This is a genomic window from Streptomyces sp. NPDC028635 (assembly GCF_040637635.1).
GTDB lineage: Bacteria > Actinomycetota > Actinomycetes > Streptomycetales > Streptomycetaceae > Streptomyces.
In genome coordinates, this window is the sequence record NZ_JBEZWX010000035.1 from 49,278 (window position 1) to 69,444 (window position 20,167).

The 20,167-nt window shown below is 74.0% G+C and carries 14 protein-coding genes, 2 tRNA genes and 1 riboswitch; of the genes, 10 read left to right on the top strand and 6 right to left on the bottom strand.

Going from position 1 to position 20,167, the window contains the following annotated elements; all coding sequences use genetic code 11:
- Positions 1–81: 81 nt before the first annotated feature.
- Positions 82–1,647: a metallophosphoesterase gene (locus AB0E88_RS28550; RefSeq protein ID WP_361636286.1), complete on the bottom strand. Its 1,566-nt coding sequence runs from the start codon at positions 1,645–1,647 to the stop codon at positions 82–84.
- An 83-nt stretch (positions 1,648–1,730) separates the two neighbouring features.
- Between AB0E88_RS28550 and AB0E88_RS28555 the strand changes: the two genes are divergently transcribed.
- From AB0E88_RS28555 to AB0E88_RS28570, 4 genes are all read left to right on the top strand, one after another.
- Entirely contained in the window at positions 1,731–2,081 is a 351-nt protein-coding gene (locus tag AB0E88_RS28555; protein ID WP_361636289.1) for a metallopeptidase family protein, read from the top strand.
- Positions 2,082–2,268: 187 nt separating this feature from the next.
- Entirely contained in the window at positions 2,269–2,805 is a 537-nt protein-coding gene (locus AB0E88_RS28560; protein ID WP_361636292.1) for a hypothetical protein, read from the top strand.
- A gap of 329 nt (positions 2,806–3,134) precedes the next feature.
- Positions 3,135–5,276 (top strand): DEAD/DEAH box helicase, encoded by a 2,142-nt coding sequence (locus AB0E88_RS28565; protein WP_361636295.1) that lies wholly within the window; start codon positions 3,135–3,137, stop codon positions 5,274–5,276.
- A 212-nt stretch (positions 5,277–5,488) separates the two neighbouring features.
- Positions 5,489–5,561, top strand: a tRNA-Lys gene (locus tag AB0E88_RS28570).
- A gap of 94 nt (positions 5,562–5,655) precedes the next feature.
- On the opposite strand, the gene AB0E88_RS28575 is transcribed toward AB0E88_RS28570, so the two are convergent.
- Complete coding sequence (locus AB0E88_RS28575) at positions 5,656–6,786, bottom strand: dihydrofolate reductase family protein (protein WP_361636297.1); 1,131 nt, start codon at positions 6,784–6,786, stop codon at positions 5,656–5,658.
- A 69-nt stretch (positions 6,787–6,855) separates the two neighbouring features.
- Here AB0E88_RS28575 and AB0E88_RS28580 point away from each other — a divergent pair, with 69 nt between their 5' ends.
- The 5 genes from AB0E88_RS28580 to AB0E88_RS28600 all read left to right on the top strand — a co-directional run bounded on the left by AB0E88_RS28580 (position 6,856) and on the right by AB0E88_RS28600 (position 11,631).
- Positions 6,856–7,359, top strand: coding sequence for a MarR family transcriptional regulator (locus AB0E88_RS28580; protein WP_361636300.1), 504 nt, complete (start codon positions 6,856–6,858; stop codon positions 7,357–7,359).
- A gap of 122 nt (positions 7,360–7,481) precedes the next feature.
- Positions 7,482–8,126 (top strand): GTP cyclohydrolase II, encoded by a 645-nt coding sequence (gene ribA / locus AB0E88_RS28585; RefSeq protein WP_361636302.1) that lies wholly within the window; start codon positions 7,482–7,484, stop codon positions 8,124–8,126.
- A gap of 150 nt (positions 8,127–8,276) precedes the next feature.
- Positions 8,277–8,350, top strand: a tRNA-Met gene (locus AB0E88_RS28590).
- Between the two features lie 708 nt (positions 8,351–9,058).
- Positions 9,059–10,192, top strand: coding sequence for a PP2C family protein-serine/threonine phosphatase (locus AB0E88_RS28595; RefSeq protein WP_361636305.1), 1,134 nt, complete (start codon positions 9,059–9,061; stop codon positions 10,190–10,192).
- Positions 10,193–10,433: 241 nt separating this feature from the next.
- A riboswitch (cyclic di-AMP (ydaO/yuaA leader) is annotated at positions 10,434–10,588 on the top strand.
- Positions 10,589–10,599: 11 nt separating this feature from the next.
- On the top strand, positions 10,600–11,631 hold the full coding sequence (locus AB0E88_RS28600; RefSeq protein WP_361636308.1) for a M23 family metallopeptidase: 1,032 nt from the start codon (positions 10,600–10,602) through the stop codon (positions 11,629–11,631).
- A gap of 192 nt (positions 11,632–11,823) precedes the next feature.
- Here the strand turns inward: AB0E88_RS28600 and AB0E88_RS28605 are convergent, their stop codons facing one another.
- The 4 genes from AB0E88_RS28605 to AB0E88_RS28620 form a co-directional block, all read right to left on the bottom strand.
- Positions 11,824–13,188 carry a PrsW family intramembrane metalloprotease gene (locus AB0E88_RS28605; protein ID WP_361636310.1) on the bottom strand — a complete coding sequence of 455 codons (1,365 nt, stop codon included), beginning with the start codon at positions 13,186–13,188 and terminating at the stop codon, positions 11,824–11,826.
- Positions 13,189–13,238: 50 nt separating this feature from the next.
- Positions 13,239–14,081: a tRNA (guanosine(46)-N7)-methyltransferase TrmB gene (gene trmB / locus AB0E88_RS28610; protein ID WP_361636313.1), complete on the bottom strand. Its 843-nt coding sequence runs from the start codon at positions 14,079–14,081 to the stop codon at positions 13,239–13,241.
- 171 nt (positions 14,082–14,252) lie between these two features.
- Positions 14,253–15,473 (bottom strand): L-2-hydroxyglutarate oxidase, encoded by a 1,221-nt coding sequence (gene lhgO / locus AB0E88_RS28615; protein WP_361636316.1) that lies wholly within the window; start codon positions 15,471–15,473, stop codon positions 14,253–14,255.
- 120 nt (positions 15,474–15,593) lie between these two features.
- The gene (locus AB0E88_RS28620; protein ID WP_361636319.1) at positions 15,594–17,015 is read right to left on the bottom strand and encodes an MFS transporter; all 1,422 of its coding nucleotides are present in this window, start codon (positions 17,013–17,015) and stop codon (positions 15,594–15,596) included.
- 713 nt (positions 17,016–17,728) lie between these two features.
- Here AB0E88_RS28620 and AB0E88_RS28625 point away from each other — a divergent pair.
- Positions 17,729–19,828: an asparagine synthase-related protein gene (locus AB0E88_RS28625; protein ID WP_361636322.1), complete on the top strand. Its 2,100-nt coding sequence runs from the start codon at positions 17,729–17,731 to the stop codon at positions 19,826–19,828.
- Positions 19,829–20,167: the final 339 nt, after the last annotated feature.

Sequence of the window (20,167 nt, forward strand, 5' to 3'; positions counted from 1 at the left end):
TATCGGCCCGCCTGGGCGCTTCTCAGCGCGTCGGGGACGTGAGAAGCATATGGGATGGCGGGGGGTATCGCCAAAACGGTTTCAGCGGCGGGTGGGCGACGGCGACGACGGGGCGGGGGACGCCGGGGAGGACGGGGCGGAGGGTGACGGGGAGGACGGGGAGGGTGAGCCGCCCGGCTGGTTCTCCTTCGGCAGGTGACGGCTGACCTCGGCCGTCGTCAGTCCGAGCCCGCCCAGTTCGATCTCGTCCCAGGCCTGCAGGCGGTGGGTGTCACGGTCCAGGTAGAGGATCGACGCCTCGATCGGGTCCGGATGCTTTCCCTCCACCGCGCGCAGACCGCTGCCGCCCGTGGAGCCCTCGACGCGCAGCCGCGTGCCGTAGGGAAGCAGCTCGGTCGCCTCGTGGTGGATGTGACCGGCCAGGACCAGCGGCACCTCCCCGTCCGTCTGGCGGGCCGCGACCGGTTCATGGGCGATCGCGATGTCCACCGGCGTCCCCTTGGCCTTCTGGTCGCGCAGCGCGGAGGCCAGGCGCGCGCCCGCCAGTTCCTCCGCCGCGTCGCCGCCGGGCTCGACCGATCGGTCGGGGGTGTACTGCGGATCGCCGGTTCCGGCGAAGCGCAGGCCCGCGACGGACACGGCCCGGCCGTCGTCCAGGACGTGGACGTTCCTCATGCGTTCCAGGTAGCGCTGTGTCGTCGTCGAGTCGTGGTTGCCCCGGACCCACACGTAGGGCGCGCCGAGGTCCTGGACCGGGTCCAGGAAGCCGTTCTCCGCCGCCGTGCCGTGGTCCATGGTGTCGCCGGAGTCGACGATCACGTCGACCCGGTACTGCTGGACCAGTGAGCCGATGATCTTCCAGCTCGCCGGGTTGAGATGGATGTCGGAGACGTGCAGGACGCGGATGGTCGTCGGGTCGGGCTGGTAGGCGGGGAGCGTGGAGGTGACGTCGTACAGCTTGGTCACGTTGGTGACCAGGCGGGCCAATTCCTTCTGGTAGACGTCGAATTCCGTCACGATGTTGCGCGCGTTGCCCACCAGCGAGGGCGCGGAGGAGAGCAGGCCCGAGAACTTCGGCTCCAGGACGGACTTGGGGTTCCAGGTCGCGTACGCCGTCACTCCGCACGCGGTCAGGAGGGCGAGCGCGAGGCCGCCGGCGGTCAGGGCGCGCCGCGGGCGGCGGTAGACCGCGAGTCCGAGGGCCGTCGCGCCGATGACGACGGCCACGCAGGAGCGCAGCGCCAGGTCGAGCGTGCCGTGCTCGACGTCCCGGGCGACCTCGTCCTGGAGCCCGGAGATGCGCTCGGGATGATCGACCAGGGCCTGGGCGCGGTCCGGGTCGAGCTGGTCGACGTTCACGTCCAGACGGACCGGGGCGATGTGACTGTCCAGGTGCAGCGCGCCCAGCGGCGAGACGTTGATCTTCGTGCCGCCGCTCAGGGAAGGGCGCAGCGTCATGGTCGTGTCCATCGGGCCGACGGGCGCCCGGACGTCGCCGACGACCAGCAGGCCCAGCCAGGCGCCGAGCAGGACGACCGCGGTCATGCCGCAGGCGCGCAGCCAGGGGGAGGGCCGGTCATCCAGGGTGAGCGGGGCCGGGCGGGGTCGTTCCGAGCGGTGTCGGGCTGCGGCGAGGACGCGGACCATTGGTGCCGTATGCCCAGGCGCGCGTACGGATATGCGGCGCCGTACGGCGGTCGCGGGAGGGCGTCGTACCGGACAATGGCGGAGTGCTGGAGATGACGCGCGAGGAGTTCGAGGAACTGGTCGCCGAGGCGCTCGACCGGATCCCGCCGGAGCTGACGCGGCTGATGGACAACGTGGCGGTGTTCGTCGAGGACGAACCGCCGGCGGACGATCCCGAGCTGCTCGGGCTGTACGAGGGCACCCCGCTGACCGACCGCGGGGAGTGGTACGCCGGAGTGCTGCCGGACCGGATCACCGTCTACCGGGGTCCGACGCTGCGGTTCTGCGAGAACCGGGCGGAGGTCGTGAAGGAGGTCGAGATCACCGTCGTGCACGAGATCGCCCACCACTTCGGCATCGACGACGCGCGGCTGCACAGCCTGGGGTACGGGTAGGTCCCGCGCCGGCTCGCTGCCGGGTGCCCCGCGCGCGGGCAGCCCGTCGGCAGGCCCCGCGGCGACTCGTTCACGGGTTCCCCCCCCGGCACCCGCGCGCCCCGGACGGCAGGGGCGCGGGCGTGTCCTCTTGCGGGCGGCGGGAGTTGGGCACGTCGACTCTCCCTCATCCCGGAGGTGGCTGCCCGTGCGCCCCTTGTACGTACCCGTCCGCCTGGCCGCCACGCTCATCGCCGTGGCCGCGGCCGCCGGCTGCATGAGCGTGGGGGACGAGGACGGAAGCCAGGCCAGGCCGTCGCACTCGGCGGGGGCGCGGGGCGGTGAGGGGCCCGACGGGGGCGCCGCGGTGTCCGGGGGCGGCGCGGGCGGCGCCGGGGCCGGCCGGGACGCCCACGGGCACGGGCACGGTGACGCCAAGGACGGCCACGGGGCGGCCGACGCCGGCGCCTCCGCGTCGGCCGCGCCCACGGGCACTTCGGCGCCGGCGGTGAGCGGCCGGCCCTCGGCCGCGCCCCGGCCGCAGCGCCCGCCCGAGTCGTCGCCCACCCAGGCGCAGCCGACCGCCACGCACACCGTGCCCGACCCGGAGCCCACCCAGGAGCCGTCCCAGCCGCCCGCCACCTCCGAGGCGCCGTCCCCGCAGCCCTCCTCGTCCGCGCACGAGGAGACCGGGCCGCAGCTGATGCAGCGCGAGCCGGCGCCGCAGGCCGGGGCGCCGGTGTGAGCCGCGGTCACCGGTGCGGGCCGGCCTGCCGGCGACCCGGTGCGGGCCGGGCTACCGGTCGCCGGTGCGAGCCGGGCTCCGGTCGCCGGCGCGGGCCCGGTTTCCGGGTCCCCGGTGTGACCAGCGGCTCATCCGCGCGGTTTGCCTTGGGGGGCTCGAGGTGCGTATGGTGGTAGATCGTTTGATCCCATTTGCCCGGCGCCAACGCAGAAGCGCGCCGTGTGGCGCGTACTCTCCCTTGCCGTGGCGGACCGCATCGAGGCGGTCGTGTGCGATTCACGGAGTTGACGGGCGCGTGCCGACGAGACTCCGGAAGGTTTCGCATTCGCATGTCCATCGCCAGTACTGATCACGCCGTCGTGTCCGAGGACAACGTCTCCCAGGACACCCCTCAGGACACCACCCCCGAGATCACCTTCGCCGACCTCGGTCTGCCCGAGGGCGTCGTGCGCAAGCTCGCGCAGAACGGCGTGACCACCCCCTTCCCGATCCAGGCCGCGACCATCCCGGACGCCCTGGAGGGCAAGGACATCCTCGGCCGGGGCCGCACCGGCTCCGGCAAGACCCTCTCCTTCGGTCTGCCGACCCTGGCCCGCCTCGCCGGCGGCCGCACCGAGAAGCACAAGCCGCGCGCCGTCATCCTCACCCCGACCCGTGAGCTCGCGATGCAGGTCGCGGACGCCCTCCAGCCGTACGGTGACGTCCTCGGCCTCAAGATGAAGGTCGTCTGCGGCGGTACGTCGATGGGCAACCAGATCTACGCCCTGGAGCGCGGCGTCGACGTCCTCGTCGCCACCCCGGGCCGCCTGCGCGACATCATCAACCGCGGCGCCTGCTCCCTGGAGAACGTCGAGGTCGCCGTCCTCGACGAGGCCGACCAGATGTCCGACCTGGGCTTCCTGCCCGAGGTCACCGAGCTGCTCGACCAGATCCCGGCCGGCGGCCAGCGGATGCTGTTCTCGGCCACGATGGAGAACGAGATCTCCACGCTGGTCAAGCGCTACCTGAGCGACCCGGTCACGCACGAGGTCGACAGCGCCCAGGGCAACGTCACGACCATGTCGCACCACATCCTGATCGTGAAGCCCAAGGACAAGGCGCCGGTCACCGCCGCGATCGCCTCCCGCAAGGGCCGCACCATCATCTTCGTGCGCACCCAGCTCGGCGCCGACCGCATCGCCGAGCAGCTGCGGGACGCCGGCGTGAAGGCCGACGCGCTGCACGGCGGCATGACCCAGGGCGCCCGCACCCGGACCCTGGCCGACTTCAAGGACGGCTACGTCAACTGCCTGGTCGCCACCGACGTCGCCGCCCGCGGCATCCACGTCGACGGCATCGACCTGGTGCTGAACGTCGACCCGGCCGGCGACCACAAGGACTACCTGCACCGTGCGGGCCGTACCGCGCGTGCGGGCCGCACCGGCACGGTCGTCTCGCTGTCCCTGCCGCACCAGCGCCGCCAGATCTTCCGCCTGATGGAGGACGCCGGCGTGGACGCCGCGCGCCACATCATCCAGAGCGCCGGCACCTTCGAGCCGGAGGTCGCCGAGATCACCGGCGCCCGTTCCATGACCGAGGTCCAGGCCGAGTCCGCGGGCAACGCCGCGACCCAGGCCGAGCGTGAGGTCGCCCAGCTCACCAAGGAGCTCGAGCGCGCCCAGCGGCGTGCGACCGAGCTGCGCGAGGAGGCCGACCGCCTGGTCGCCCGGGTGGCGCGCGAGCGGGGCGAGGACCCGGCCGCCGCCGTCGAGGCCGCCGCGGCGCAGGTCGTGGCCGAGGTGTCGGTGCCGGAGCAGCCGGCTGCCGAGGACGTGGACCGTGCCGAGCGCGCCGAGCGTCCGGCGGCCGCGCCGTACGAGCGCCGCGAGCGCCGGGACGGCGACCGTGGTGACCGCGGTGGCTTCCGCCGGGACGACCGCCGTCCGCAGGACCGCGATGACCGCCGTTCCTTCGACCGCCGGGACCGCGAGCGCGGTTTCGACCGCCGGGACGGCGAGCGCGGTGACCGTGGCGGCTTCCGCCGTGACGACGAGCGTGGCGGGTTCCGCCGTGACGAGCGTCGTCCGTTCGACCGCGACCGCGGTGGCCGTACCTTCGAGCGCCGTGACGGCGAGCGGAGCGAGCGCGGTGACCGTGGTGACCGTGGCGGCTTCCGCCGTGACGACGACCGCGGTGGCTTCCGTCGCGACGACGAGCGTGGCGGGTTCCGCCGTGACGAGCGTCGTCCGTTCGACCGCGACCGTGGCGGCCGTACCTTCGAGCGCCGTGACGACCGTGGCGGCTTCCGCCGCGACGAGCGTGGCGGCCACCGTGGCAACGACCGCCCGTTCAACCGCGACCGCCGCGACGACCGCCCGGGCTTCCGCACCGGCGGCCACGAGCGCCCGAACGGCCGTCGTGACGACCACCGTGGCGGCTCCTCCAGCTTCGGCCGCCGCGACGACAAGCCGCGCTGGAAGCGCAACGGCTGACGGTGCCGCAGCACCGCTGACGCCGTCGCAGCCCTGAGGTGAAGGCCCGTACGACTTCGGTCGTGCGGGCCTTTCCGCACCCCGCCGACCGTCGCGAACCGGTCCACAGCCGACACTTCCGGCCCCGGCCGGCCGTCCGACGCGGCCGCGTCGGCGATACCCGATCGGCGACGCGGGCTCGTCCCGCTATGCTCGGGGAGGCAACATCGCCAGGGCCCTTAGCTCAATTGGCAGAGCAGTGGACTTTTAATCCATTGGTTGTGGGTTCGAGTCCCACAGGGCCTACGCACGCGGCGGAGGGTTTCCCCCTCCACCCGCCCCTCAGCGCCCGGACCGGTTCCCGCCGGTCCGGGCGCTGTCGTGTCCGGGCGTTGTCGGGTCAGGGCAGCAGATGACGGTTCGGTTCCCGGGCCGCGGATTCGAACTCCGGGAGCAGCACCACGTCCACGCCCGCCGCCGTCAGCGTGCCGGTGCCGTCGGCGGACGGGACGAAGGTGTCCGGCTCGCGCCAGGCCGTCACCACGCGGCGTACGCCCGCGCCGAGGATCAGCTGGGCGCAGGGACGGGGGCGGGAGGCGCGCCGGGTGCAGGGCTCCAGGCTGGAGTACACCGTGGCGGTGGGCAGGCGGGCATCGTCCGACGGGATCTTCGCGAGGGCCGCTTCCTCGGCGTGCACCGTGGGGTCACCGGCCTCGCGGGAGTGGCCGCGGGCCAGTTCGGTGCCGTCGGCCGCGACGACCACCGCGCCGACGCTGAACGCCGTGGCGGACGGCGGGCAGCGCTCCGCCAGCTCGCACGCCAGGCGCAGCCAGTGGCGGTCGGCGGGGGCGGCGCCGGTACCCGTGCCGGGGGCGGTGGGCGCGTAGCGCATGAGGACGACGTCCTCGATCTGCCGCGTCTGCAGCAGGCGCAGACGGCCCTTCTGGTAGGCGCCCGGCCCGAAGAGGCGGGGGGCGCCGGGGTCGCCGACGAGGAGCGGGGACAGGACCAGCTGGAGTTCGTCCGCCAGCTGCTGCTGGAGCAGCTGGGTGTGGATCGTGCCGCCGCCCTCGACCATCAGGCGCCGCACGCCCCGGGCGTCGTGCAGATGGCCGAGGAGGGAGGGCCAGTCCAGGTCGTCGCCGAGGGCGACGATGTCCGCGCGGATGCCGGCCCGGCTCGCCCGTTCGGCGCCTGCCCGCGTCGTGTAGAGGATCTTCTCGCCGCCGGTGTGCCAGAAGTGGGCCGCCGGGTCCAGGTCGCCGGAGGCGGAGACGGTGACCTTCAGGGGGTACTCCGCGAGGCCGGCCGCCACGCGGGCCGCCCGCCGCTCGGGCGAGTTGACCAGCAGCCGCGGGTTGTCGGCGCGCAGGGTGCCGGCGCCGATGAGGATCGCGTCGACGGACGCGCGGACCTCGTCGACGCGGTCGAAGTCGGCCGGACCGGACAGCAGCAGCCGGTCGGGGCCGGTGTCGTCCAGGAAGCCGTCGAGGGAGACGGCCGCGGACAGCAGGACGTACGGGTGGGGCATCGCGCTCCCCGGCGGGTGAGGTGGCGGACACGGCTTGGTTCAACTTTTAAACAAACCTACACTGGCGGCATGACGACCCGCTGGCTCTCCCCCGACGAGCAGCGCGCCTGGCGCGCCTGGCTCGCGGCCACGCACCTCCTGGAGGACGCGCTGGACCGGCAGCTCCAGCAGGACGCGGGCATGCCGCATCTGTACTACTCCATCCTGGCCACTCTGTCCGAGGCGCCCGGGCGGCGGCTGCGGATGACCGATCTCGCGGAGGCGCTGAAGATCACCCGCAGCCGGCTGACGTACGCGGTGACGCGGCTGGAGAAGGACGGGCTGGTGGCGCGCGAGAGCTGCCCGTCGGACAAGCGGGGGAGCATCGCCGTCCTGACCGGTGAGGGGCTGGCCCATGTCGAGCGCGCGGCCCCCGGCCATGTGGAGACGGTCCGGACCGCGCTGTTCGACCACCTCGGCGCGGAGCAGGTCGGACAGCTGGAGGAGATCTGCGCGGGGATCGCGCGGGCGCTCGAGGGGGCGGAGGCGGAGGACGTGCCCTGGCGCCGGCGGTCCGGGCCGTCGTGCGGGTGAGTCACGGCATACCCGGCGGGTCCCCGAGACGGCGTATTGCTTCAAGTTTCAAGCAGGAGTAGGGTCCGGTCTGAGCTTCTGCTTCAAATCTGAAGCAGACGGACGGAACCCGGAGCATCCGCATGGCCGACATCCCCGTTGTCCCCGCCGCCACCCCGCGCGCCCGCGTCCGGGTCCCGCTGCACTTCGCCGACGGCTACCGCGCCGACGCCGAACTGGTCACCTTCCACGGCCTGACCGACGGCCAGGAGCACGTGGCCGTCGTCCTCGGCGAGCCGGGCCCGGTCCCGCTCGTCCGGCTGCACTCCGAGTGCCTGACCGGTGACGTCTTCGGCTCCGCCCGCTGCGACTGCGGCCCCCAGTTGCGGGAGGCCGTCGAACGCATCGCCGACCGCGGCGGCGTCCTGCTCTACCTGCGTCAGGAAGGGCGCGGCATCGGCCTCTACAACAAGCTCGACGCCTACGCCCTCCAGGACCAGGGCCTGGACACCTACGCCGCCAACGCCGCCCTCGGGCTGCCCGAGGACGCCCGCGACTACACCGCCGCCGCGCAGATGCTCACCGCCCTCGGGATCGGGTCGCTGGATCTGCTGTCCAACAACCCGGACAAGGCCGGCCAGCTGCGCACCCTGGGGCTCGACGTCCGCGACCGGGTGCCGACCGGCGTCTTCTCCACCCCGCACAACGTGCGCTACCTGCGCGCCAAGGCCCTGCAGACCCAGCACACGCTGCCGCTGGCCGAGCTGGCGGAACGGAGCGCGGGCTGACCTCGGCGGGGGGCCGGGGGGGCTTCTGCGGTGGCACGGGGGGTGGCCTCTGCGGGGGCACGGGAGGTGGCCTCGGCGGCGGCACGGGGGGTGGCGAAGGAACGTGGTCGTCGGGGGCCCCGCGGATGACGTACACTGGAGACACAACGACGCGGGGTGGAGCAGCTCGGTAGCTCGCTGGGCTCATAACCCAGAGGTCGCAGGTTCAAATCCTGTCCCCGCTACTGAAGGCCGAGGGCCGGAAGCCGAAAGGTTTCCGGCCCTCGGTTTTTTACGTCACGACCGGCGCGTGGGCCTCGTTTCTGCCACTCGGCCCGCTCTCCACTCGGCCCGCTCTGCCACTCGGCCCGCTCTGCCGCTGGGCCCGGCGCCGCCCGGCCCTCGGCAGTCGGACACCGGGCCGCCCCGGCTGTCCGTCGCTGGGGCCGCAGCCCTCCGGCATTCCACTGCTGGGCTCGCCGCCCGCCCCGGCTGTCCGTCGCTGGGGCTCGCCGTCTTCCGGCTGCACGCCGCCGGCCCGTCCGCCCCCGGCCGGCTCGCCGCCCCCGGCTGCACGCCGCCGGGGCTCGCCGGCGCCCGGTGTCATCCGGTCGGCCCTCACCGCTCGCCGCTCGCGCCCGCACCGGCAAGCCTGGACGGGCGGGACGACGGCGGACAGGGACGGTGGGAGACGAGCGGTGCGGCCTGGAGACGTGACGGACGACGGGCCGTACCCCCGGACCGGCAGGCGCGTTCCCGAGGCCGGGGCTGGCCCACGGGCCGGCGGTCGTGTTCCGGAGGCCGGGGCGGGCTCTCTGGCCGACGGATGGGTTCCCGGTGCCGGGACGGGATCCGCCGCCCGCGGATGCGCCTCCGATCCCCCTGCCGACGGACCGGGGGCCCCGGCCCTCGACCCCGGCTCCCGGTCCGCCCTGCGGCTGCCCGATGCCTTCGTGCCCGAGCCCGGGCCGGGGCCCGTCCCCGGCGACGGTGGGGAACCGCGGCCCGGGGAGGGCCGGAGGATCTCCCTCGCGCGCACCTTCGTACGGATCCTGCCGGCGCTGCTCATCGCCGCCGGCGCGGTCTACGACTACTGCACCCCGTCCGACTTCACGGCGGTCCCCTTCTTCACCGCCGCGCCCCTGGTCGCCGCCCCGCTCTACAGCCGCCGCGGCACCGTGCTCACCGGGCTCGCCGCCGTCGTCGTCGTGCTCGGGCTGCATCTGACGATCGGCATCGTCTGGCACACCGACGCCGTCACCGAGCTGGTGACCGTCGCCACGGTCGCCGTCCTGGCCGTCCTGATCAACGCCCTCGCGCGCCGCAGCAGCGAGCAGCTCGCCTCCGCGCGCGAGGTCGCCGAGGCCGCCCAGCGCGCTGTACTGCCCGAACCCGCCGAAGAGATCGGCGGGTTCCAGATCGCCGCCTGCTACGAGGCCGCGCGCGCCGACGCCTTCATCGGCGGTGATCTGTACGCCGTCCAGGACAGCCCGTACGGCGTCCGCCTGATCGTCGGGGACGTGCGCGGCAAGGGCATGGGCGCGGTGGCGGCCGTGGCCGTGGTCATCGGGGCGTTCCGGGAGGCCGCCGAGCAGGAGGCCACCCTGGAGGCGGTCGCCCAGCGGCTGGAGCGGGCGCTGGCCCGCGAGGGCGCCCGGCGCGACGGGCTCGACGCCTTCGAGGGGTTCACCACCGCCGTTCTCGCCGAACTCCCGCACGGCGACGGTGTCGTCCGCGTCCTCAACCGCGGTCATCCGCCGCCGGTGCTGCTGCACGCCGACGGCACCCTGCGCGCGCTGCTGCCCGCCGAACACGCGCTGCCGCTCGGCATGGGCGAGCTGGGCCCGTCGCCGGACCGCGCCGAGGAGGTCGTCTTCCCCGGCGGTGCCACGCTGCTGCTGTACACCGACGGCCTCTCCGAGAGCCGCGACCGCCATGGCCGCTTCTACGACGTCGAGACGCGGCTCGCCGGACGTGTCGTCACCGCGCCCGGCGCCCTGCTCGCCGCGGTCGCGAAGGATGTGCGCCGGCACTCGGGGGGCGGCATGGCGGACGACATGGCGCTGCTGGCCGTCCGCCGGCCGTGAAGGTCACGGTGGGTGAGTGGATGACCGCCCTGTGCATAACAATTGACGCACCATCACCAAAAAGAGGTTTTGGACGTGACGCCTGAGGGGCGGTCAAGTCGCCCCTTTTGCACCGGTCGTGGCGTGAAAGTCCAGGCCGAGAATGTTAATGATCAAGACGAACGGCTTGGAATCATGCCGCCGGGTCTATTAACGTTCGATAACGCAGCGCGGTCGTCCCAGCCGTCACAAGAGACGGCTCCGTGCTCACGCGCCGAATCCCGTAGGGAACCGGGGAACCACCACCTTGGGGTGAATCTCGCGTCAGCCGCCGTCGACGACGGCCGGTATACGCGCGTAGGAGACCTTCCTGCTCCGAACCCGTCAGCTAACCCGGTAGGCGAACGGAAGGAAAGGAGTACGCCCGCGTGGCGTCCAACCGGCCTGCCCCGACAGCCCCGTTCGTGCCGAGCCAGCAGGGCCCCGAGACCCTCGTCTACGGCGGCCACCGCACCGACGAGGGCCCTTGGGAGGAGTGGAACCCCACTGAGGAGTCCGTCCGTCCCGTCCGCGGCCGGCACCGCGTCGCCAAGCAGCGCGGCGGACTCGCCCGCAGCTCCACCGTCCTCGGCGTCGGCGTCATCGCCGCCGTCGGCGCGGGCGGCATGGCCAGCGCGCAGACCGGCAAGCCGCCGGTCTCCATCTCCATGCCCGACCTGCCCTCGGTCGGCTCACTGATCTCCGACCACGAGGACGCCGCGCCCCAGGGCTCCGCCACCCCGCTGAGCGACATCGTCAGCTCCGCCGACACCGCGCAGGGCACCTCCGACGCCGGTGAGGCGCTGCGCAACCGGATCATGGCCCAGGCCGAGTCGCAGCAGGTGCAGGTCGACGTCAAGGCGCAGGCCGCCGCCCAGGCCGCCGTGGCCAAGCAGGCCGCCGAGGACGCCGCCAAGGCCGAGCAGGAGGCCGCCGCCAAGGCCGCCGCCGCGAAGGAGAAGGCGGAGGCGGAGGCGAAGAAGAAGGCCGAGGCCGAGCGCCTGGCCGAACTGGCCAAGCAGTACGCGCTGCCGACCTCCTCCTACACCCTCACCTCCCGCTTCGGGCAGGCCGGCTCGATGTGGTCCTCCGGCTACCACACCGGCCTGGACTTCGCCGCCCCCACCGGCACGCTGATCAAGGCCGTCCACACCGGCACCATCACCGAAGCGGGCTGGGCCGGCTCCTACGGCTACCGCACGATCCTCACCCTCGACGACGGCACCGAGCTGTGGTTCTGCCACCAGTCGTCGATCAGCGTCAGCGTCGGGCAGAAGGTCGCCACCGGTGACGTCATCGGCCGCGTCGGCGCCACCGGCAACGTCACCGGCCCGCACCTGCACCTGGAGGTGCACCCCGACGGGCAGGCCTCCGGCATCGACCCGATGGCGTGGCTGCAGGACAAGGGCCTCACCCCCTGACACCACGGCCCGCTCCAGAACCCCGGCGGTCCTGACGGCAAACCCCCCGACGTCAGGGCTGCCGGTTTCCGTGTGCCGCGGTGTTCGCACCTCCGGTCGATCCGCGTGCGGAACGGTCGATCAGGTCCGAGGCGCGTTGCAACAGGACATGACCGCTCTGACCGGAGCCTTCCGATGCCCCGGCGCCCGTCTCTACGAGCGGTAGGGGTTGTACGCCGGGTAGCCCGGGTACGCCGGATGGGCGCCGTACCCCGCGTGCCCGGCGTACGGCAGGTGCGGCCGCGCCGCCCCGGGGGCCTGCCACGGGTGCGCGGGCCACGGCAGCATCACCGGCACCGGGGGCGCGGCCGCCCGGGCCGCGTACTCCAGCGCCGGCCGGGCCCGCTCCCGCAGCCGCCACAGCTCGTTCAGCAGCTCCCTCTCGCGTACGACGAAGTCGGCGCCGGCGCGGCCGCGGCGGCCCCGGTGCCGCAGGAACGCCAGGGACGTCGCGTACGCCTCGTAGCGCCCGACCTCCTTCGCCCCCGGCTTGCCCAGGTGGTGCGCGGCGTACTCGCGCGCCATGCGGCGCGCCCGCATCGAGCCGAGCGCGAACGGCTCGGCGGGCGCGAGCCAGCCCGCGGCGACATAGGCGGGCAGCTCCTCGCGGATCGTGCGCAGCCCCCGCTGCCGGGTCCAGATCACCAGCCAGGTCAGCAGCCCGAACGCGGGCATCATGAAGCCGCCGTACACGGCGAAGAAGCCGAACGGACCGAAGGACGCCGAGCCGTTCCACAGAGCGTGCATGCACATGGCCAGCAGCAGCCCGCCCAGCGGGAGCAGGACCCGGCGCAGGCGCCGGCCCTCGCCGTACAGCGCGGCGATGCCGAAGCCGATACCGGTCATGGTGGTGAACAGCGGATGCGCGAACGGCGACATGATCACGCGGACGAAGAAGGTCGCCGCGGTGACGGAGGCGATGCCCCGGCCGCCGGTGAGCTGGTCGGTGCCGAAGGCGGTGCCGAGGTAGAGGATGTTCTCGGTGAACGCGAAGCCGGTGGCGGTGACACCCGCTATCACCACGCCGTCGACGAGCCCGGTGAAGTCGCGTCTGCGGAAGAGGAAGACGAGCAGGACGGCGGCGGCCTTCGCCGACTCCTCCACGATCGGCGCTATCACCGTGGCGCCGAGGGTGTCCGCGCCGGCCGGGTCCGCGGTCGCCGTCGCTATCCACTTCGTCGCGAAGCTGTTGGCGACGATCGCTATCAGCGCAGCCGCGCAGGCGCCCCAGGCGAAGGAGAACAGCAGGTTCCGCCAGGGGCCGGGCTCGACCCGGTCCAGCCAGCGGAAGGCGGCGGTCAGCAGCGGTACCGGGAAGACGGCGAGCCCCAGCCCGACCAGGAAGCCCTCGGTGCCGGTCTGCTCGCGCACCAGCGCGAGGATGACCAGACCGGACAGGGCGAGCAGCGTGATGAGCGCGCCGTACCGCACCCCTCTGCGCTGCCACCAGTGCGGGTGATGGAGCGCACCGTCGCCGGGGCCGCTGGGGTAGGTCGGATACGGGGGACTCGTGGCCACGGCATTGACCCTAACGAGGGAGGGCGCCGCCCGCGACGTTGACGGCTGCGTCAGCGCGGGTCCGAGTCGCTCCGCGGATGCGGTACGCGGCGAAAGAGCAGGTCGTTCACGACGTGGCCCTTGTCCAGGCCCTGGCCCTCGAAGCGGGTCAGCGGCCGGAACGCGGGGCGCGGGGCGAAGCCGCTGTCCGGCTGGGTGTTCTCGAAGTCGGGGTGCGCGGTGAGCACCTCGAGCATCTGCTCCGCGTAGGGCTCCCAGTCGGTGGCGCAGTGCAGGATCGCCCCGGGCCTCAGCCGGGTCGCGGCGAGGGTGAGGAACTCCGGCTGGATCAGCCGGCGCTTGTGGTGCCGCTTCTTGGGCCACGGGTCCGGGAAGAAGACGCGCAGGCCGTCCAGCGCGTCGGGGGTGAGCATCTCGCGCAGCAGGATGATCGCGTCGCCGTTGCCGACGCGGATGTTGGACAGGCCGTGGTGGTCGGCGAGGTTCAGCAGGTTGCCCTGGCCGGGGGTGTGCACGTCCACGGCGAGGATGTTGGTGCCGGGGTCGGCGGCGGCCATCTGCGCGGTGGCCTCACCCATGCCGAAGCCGATCTCCAGCACGACGGGGTGGTCGTTGCCGAACAGCTCGGTCAGATCGAGGGTGCGCTGCCCGTCGATGTCCAGCCCCCACTGGGGCCACAGCCGCTGCAGGGCGTCGGCCTGTCCGGCGGTGACCCGGCTGCGGCGCGGCTGGAAGCTGCGGATGCGCCGCTCGAAGTGCGACCCGGCGGGGTCGGCCTTCGGCCCGTCCGGGAACCGCGGCTCACCCTTGGCCCGGGTGTGCCGGACGGAGACGCCGGGGTCCGCCGCACCGGCGGGCTGGGGGGTTTCGGGAGCGTTGAGGGAGTCAGACACAGTGGGACCGATTGTACGGAGGCGCTCCGCGATGCGAGGACGCCGCTGGTGGGGGTGGGTGCGGGCCGCGGGCGTCCGAGGGTGGGTGGGGGCCGGCCGCGCGGTTCCGCGCGCCCCTGGCTCGCCTGCCTCGCCCTGCGCCGGCTCCTGTCTGCCTTCCCTTCGCGTCGGTCACGCCTCGGCGAGTGCCTTCAGCGCTCTACGGGCCACCTCTCTGCCGATCGGCAGGGATGCCGTGGCGGCCGGGGACGGGGCGTTCAGGACGTGCACGGTGCGTGCTCCCTCCCTGATCAGGAAGTCGTCCACGAGCGTGCCGTCCCGCAGGACCGCCTGGGCCCGCACGCCCGGGTCCGTGCGCACCAGGTCCTCTTCCTCCACGGCCGGCAGCAGCCGTCGTACGGCGTCGACGAACGCCGCCTTGGACACCGACCGGCGCAGCTCGCCGGCGCCGTACCGCCAGTGGCGGCGGGCTATCTGCCAGGAGCCGGGCCAGGCCAGCGTCCCCGCCAGCTCCCGCGGCCGGACGACCCCCCAGCCGTACCCCTCCCGGGCCAGGGCCGGGACCGCGTTGGGGCCGACGTGGACGCCGCCGTCGATGCCCCGGGTCAGGTGGACCCCGAGGAAGGGGAACGCCGGGTCAGGCACCGGGTAGACCAGGCCCTTCACCAGCTCCGGCCGCGCCAGCTCGTAGTACTCCCCGCGGAACGGGATGATCCGGACCTCGGGGTCGTCACCGGTCAGCCCGGCCACCTCGTCGCAGTACAGCCCGGCGCAGTTCACCAGGGCGCGGGCGCGGACGACGTCACCCGCCGCCGTGCGCACGGCGACGCCGAGCGAGGGCCGCCGGTCGACCTGGACGACCCGAGAGCCGTAGCGGATCTCCGCGCCGGAGGCCTCGGCGAGCTGCCGGGCCACGCCGACGTAGTCGCAGATCCCCGTCGTGCCGACATGGATCGCGGCGAGGCCGCGCACCTCCGGCTCGTACTCGGCGATCTGCGAGGCGCCCAGCTCCCGCACCGGAATGCCGTTCTCCCGGCCGCGCTGCACCAGCGCGTGCAGCCGGGGCAGCTCGTCCCGCTCCGTCGCGACGATCAGCTTGCCGGTGACGGCGTGCGCGATGCCGTACTCCGCGCAGAACTTGACCATCTCCGCCGCGCCGCGCACCGCGTACCGCGCCTTGAGCGAGCCCGGCTTGTAGTAGATCCCGCTGTGGATGACGCCGCTGTTGCGCCCCGTCTGGTGCCGGGCCGGGCCGGTCTCCTTCTCCAGCACCGTCACCCGCGTGCCCGGCGCGGCACGCGTGATCGCGTACGCGGTGGACAGCCCGACGATCCCACCGCCGACCACCAGCACGTCACAGTCGTACGCGACCTTCTGCCGCACCTGCACCACCTCCCGCTTCGATAGTGCACTGCGCCACTGACAACGCCTTCAAACGCGTGCGGCCCCGCCGGTCTGCGCGGCCGGTCCCGGCCGGTGTGCGGCTCGGGTCCGGTGCGGGTCCGGTGCGGGTCAGGCCGTGGTCAGCAGGGGGCGGGCCCGCTCGCGCAGCTCGACCACCCGCGGCTCGTCCCCGTACGGCTCCAGACGGTGCAGCAGATCCTTCACGTACTCCGTGGTGCGCGCCGACGAGATCCGTCCGGCCACCTCCACCGCCCGCACGCCCTGCTCGCAGGCCGCGTCGAGGTTGCCCGACTCCAGCTCGGCGACCGCGGCGACCACGAGGCGCAGCCCGTGCGAGCGGACGAACTCCTCGGTCGGCTGTGACAGCGCCTGCTCGGTGAAGCGGCGCACCTGGCGCGGCGCCTTCAGGTCGCGGTAGCACTCGGCGGCGTCGGCGGCGAACCGGTCGTAGGAGTAGAAGCCGAGCCAGGAGGGGTCGCTGTCGCCGGGCCGGGCGCGCTCGAGCCAGCTCTCGGCGGCCTTCAGCGCCGTGCCGGCCGCCTGTGCGTCACCGGCGCGGGCGTGCGCGCGTGCCTCGACGAGGCGGAAGAAGCTCATGGTGCGGGCCGTGGCCAGGCCCCGGTTGCGTTCCAGGGCGGCCTGCGCGAGGTCGACGCCCTCGTCGCCGAAGCCCCGGTACGTCGCCTGCAGCGACATCGACGCCAGGACGTACCCCCCCAGCGGCACGTCCGCCGCCGCGCGCGCCAGGCGCAGCGCCTGGATGTAGTACCGCTGCGCGGCCTCCTGCTGGCCCGTGTCGAAGGCCATCCACCCGGCGAGCCGGGTGAGTTCGGCCGTCGCGCCGAACAGAGCGCGGCCGACCTCGTCGGAGTAGGAGGCGAGCAGCAGCGGCGCCGCCTCGACCCGTAAGCACTCCGGCACCATCGACGAACGCCAGTCACCCCCGCCGTACTTGGAGTCCCACCGCCGGGCGTCCTCGGCGGCCTCCCGCAGCTTCTGCACATCGCTGTGGCCGACTTTGATCGGTGCGCCGGAGCCCTCCGCGGGGCCCGCCTCGCGCGCCACCGAACTGTCGGCCGGGGTTATCAGCCACCGCGAGGCGGGTGTCGCGTACGCGCTCACGGCGAAGGATCCGGCCAGTGACTGCCAGATGCCGCCGGAGCCGGCCCGGCGTCCGGCGAGGTCCAGCCGGTACAGCTCCGTCGCCGAGCGCACCGCCTGTCCGACGTCCCGCGGGAAGGCGAGGCCCACCTCCGGCGCGGGGTCGGCGTCGGCCAGGCCGATCTCGTGCAGCGGGACCGGGCGGCCCAGCTTCTGGCCGATGGCGGCCGCGATGAGGTGGGGTGCGGCACCCTGCGGCACCATGCCCTTCGACACCCAGCGCGCCACCGACGTCTTGTCGTAGCGAAGCGTCAACCCGCGTTGCGCACCAAGGTCGTTGACGCGTCGGGCGAGTCCCGCATTGCTGATTCCCGCGAGGGCGAGAACGGCGCCGAGCTTTTCGTTCGGCCCGCGTTGCTCCCTGGACATGGCCACCCCTCGACAAAGCCGGCTGCCGCTCTGGCATAACCACGCGGCATTCGTAAACCCAGCGTAGTTCCTTGGCTTCCAAGCGTTAAGGGGCTTTGTTCCGGTTGGCGGGATTGTGGTCCGCACGGGAGTACGGGGCCGTGCACGCTGCGTCGTGGCGCGCTCCCGACGTGTGGCCGTGCGCCCGGCCGTGCGCTCTTCTCCGGCCATCTCGGGAGCGGTTCCATGGGCGTTGCGTGGGTCGGCCCGCTGTACTGGATCCAGTGGGCTGGGGGATGCCGCCGTCTTCATCCCCGCGGACGGCGGACCGGTCCGGGAGGCGCCACAAGCCTCCCGGACCGCGCGCGTGCCGGTCGTGCGCAGAGCCTGCACGGAGCGTGCACACCAGTGATCCAACGGCCGCGCCGAGGCGCCGATTTGGCCGAAACTCGTCCCCGCCCCTGTCGTTTGATTCCCGCTCCCACCACGGCAGTTGAGGGCGCACGGGGTATTGCGGAGGAGCGCACAGGGGGCGCATTCGCGCCGTGGATGCCGTACCGTGCGCGGGAGTCGACGGTGCCGACGCCGGGATGACAGGGGCGTGAACAGGGTCGGCAGGGGCGCACTCCGGGGAGCGTGAGCGGCTCTGTCGCACCTCTGCGGCGTGTCCTTCGTGGCAGCATGGTGAACCGTTCGTACGGTGCACTGGTTGTCCACAGCCTGTGGAGGCGTCGATGCGGTGGTTGGTGGGATGGAGCAGCACCGCCGCGGGAGCCGCCGTGTCCGGCTCCGCCGGCGCCACCGGGTACGACGGCGAGACCGTGCACCCGGTGGGATCCCAGCTCCTGTGGGGCGACCCCGACCCCCTGTGGGCCGTCGGGGACTGGCGCCCCGACGAGGTGCGCGTCGTCAAGGCCGACGACCAGACCCGGATCGCGGTCCTCGGGCTGTGCGGCGCGAGTGACGAACAGCTGCGCGTCGGGCTGCTCGCCGCCCGCGGCGGCGCCCTGCGCCACCTGACCGCCTGGCCCGGCAGCTACACGGCCGTCGTCAAGGTCGGCCGCCGCGTCACCGTCTGCGGCGACCTCGCGGGCGCACGCCCGGTGTTCCACACCCCCTGGGCCGGCGGCACCGCCTACGCCACCGCCGCGCTGCCGCTCGCCGACCTCATCGAGGCCAACCTCGACTTCGGCCACCTCGCCGCCCTGCTGGCCGCCCCCGACGTCCCCGCCGCGCTGCACGACTCGACGCCGTACGCGGGCGTGCACCGCATCCCTCCCGGGCACGCGCTGATCCTGCGCGCCGGGGCCCGCGAGATCGCCGGGTACGAACCCGTCGCCTCCCTCGCGGTCGCCGCGCCCCCGGCCGACCCGGAGCGCGCGGTCGACGGTGTGCGCGACGCGCTGATCGAAGCGGTACGCGCGCGTATGGCCGCGCCGCGGCACGTGCCCGACCTCGACCCCGGACCGGTGCCCGGGATGGGGCCCGCCGAACGCCGCGCCGCCCGCGGCATGCCCGTGCCCGGCATCGGCGCCGACCTCTCCGGCGGCCCCGCCTCGAGCACCCTCGCGCTGCTCGCCGCCGGGCTGCCCGGGATGCCGGGCACGCTCCTCGGACACGGGACGGGCGCGGGGGAGCGGCTGCTGGCGGTCACCTTCAACGACCTCGCCGTCCCCGGCCGCGAGGCCGAACTGGAGCGGGCCGGCGTCCTCGCGGCCAACCCGCGGCTGCACCACGTCGTCGTCACCGGCGGGGAGGAGGTGCTGCCGTACGCCGCCCTGGACGGACCGCTGACGGACGAACCGGGGCCCGCCCTCGTGACCGCCGCCCGGCATCGCGCCCGGCTCGCCTCGGGCAGCGCGGACCACTTCATCGGCTACGGCGCGCGACAGGTGCTCGACGCCCATCCCGCGCGCCTGGCCGACCTGCTGATGGACCGCAAGCGGCGCCATCTGGTGCGGCCGGTGGCCGCGCTGGCGAAGGCGGACGGGTCGGTGCTGGTGCCCGCGCGCGTGTACGGCGCGGCGCGGCGGCTCGCCCGCACGCCCTACCGCACGGGGCTGGAGGTGCTCGCCGCGCGCCTGATGGACCGGCGGCTCGACGAGCCCCAGGGGGCCGTGGGGGCGTCCCTCGCGGCGCTCACCTGGGCCAGACCCGGGCCCGCGGCGCGCTGGCTGACCGGGGAGGCGCTGGCTGAAGTATCGGTTCGCCTGCAAGGGGCGACGCACCGGTCCGGGGTGGGGCCAGGGCAGCGACCCGGGGACTATCGCGCGCGTGCGGCGCTGGCCCGGCACGCGGCGGACCTGCGGGTGCTGGAGCAGGCGGCGGAGATCCGCAGCCAGCGGCTGCACGCGCCGTTCCTCGACAACCAGGTCGTGCGGGCGTGCCGGGCGCTGCCGGAGACGCTGCGGGTGCAGCCGGGGGCGCGGGCGGAGATTCTGCGTACGGTGCTCAAGGGGGCGGGGGTGACCGAGCTGCCGCCCGGGTGGGGGGCGCCGTCCCACGCGCCGGCCGCGGCGGCGGCGCGGGCGGGGCTGAGGGTGTCCCGTGAGCCGCTCATGGAGCTGTTCGACTCTCCGCTGCTCGCGGAGGCGGGGCTGATCGAGGCGCGCGTCGTGCGGGAGGCCCTGCGGGGGGCGGTCGCGGGTGAGCCTCTGCCCCTCGACGGGCTGGCCGACCTGGTCTCGCTGGAGGTGTGGCTGCGGCGCCTGCTGTCGCGGCGCGGCACGTGCTGGACGGGGACGCCGGCGCGGGCGCGGGCGGTGCCGGGGGGGATCGTGCAGCCTCGGGGGGCGGTGGAGCCGGTGCGGGGGCTTGGGAGCGGGCGGGGGTGACGGGCGCTGTCCGTCTGCGGGGGTGTGGGTGGTTGCTCGCGCCGATCTCCCGCGGCCCTTTTGTGCCTGCGGCGGCCCGTTGCTGTCTGGTGGCCGGTTGCTCGCGCCGTTCCCCGCGCCCCTTTTGTGCCTGCGGCGGCCCGTTGCGGTGCGTGGTGGGCTGGTGTCGCGCCAACGGTTCGTTGTGAGTCGGGGCCGGGGTGGGGGGTGTCCGTCCTCGGTCCGGCCGCCCGTCACTCGATACGGCGCCCTGTGCCGGTGCCGGCCGCTGCGGGCGGACACCCCCCACCCCGTCCCCTCCCCGCCGTCGGCGCCTGCGGCGACGCCGTGGCGCACGCC

Excerpts from the sequence above, each read along its gene's own strand:
- AB0E88_RS28575 (WP_361636297.1), bottom strand. The coding sequence starts at position 6,786 with ATGCCCCACCCGTACGTCCTGCTGTCCGCGGCCGTCTCCCTCGACGGC.
- AB0E88_RS28580 (WP_361636300.1), top strand. The coding sequence starts at position 6,856 with ATGACGACCCGCTGGCTCTCCCCCGACGAGCAGCGCGCCTGGCGCGCC.
- AB0E88_RS28625 (WP_361636322.1), top strand. The coding sequence starts at position 17,729 with ATGCGGTGGTTGGTGGGATGGAGCAGCACCGCCGCGGGAGCCGCCGTG.
- ribA (WP_361636302.1), top strand. The coding sequence starts at position 7,482 with ATGGCCGACATCCCCGTTGTCCCCGCCGCCACCCCGCGCGCCCGCGTC.
- AB0E88_RS28565 (WP_361636295.1), top strand. The coding sequence starts at position 3,135 with ATGTCCATCGCCAGTACTGATCACGCCGTCGTGTCCGAGGACAACGTC.
- AB0E88_RS28620 (WP_361636319.1), bottom strand. The coding sequence starts at position 17,015 with ATGTCCAGGGAGCAACGCGGGCCGAACGAAAAGCTCGGCGCCGTTCTC.
- AB0E88_RS28550 (WP_361636286.1), bottom strand. The coding sequence starts at position 1,647 with ATGGTCCGCGTCCTCGCCGCAGCCCGACACCGCTCGGAACGACCCCGC.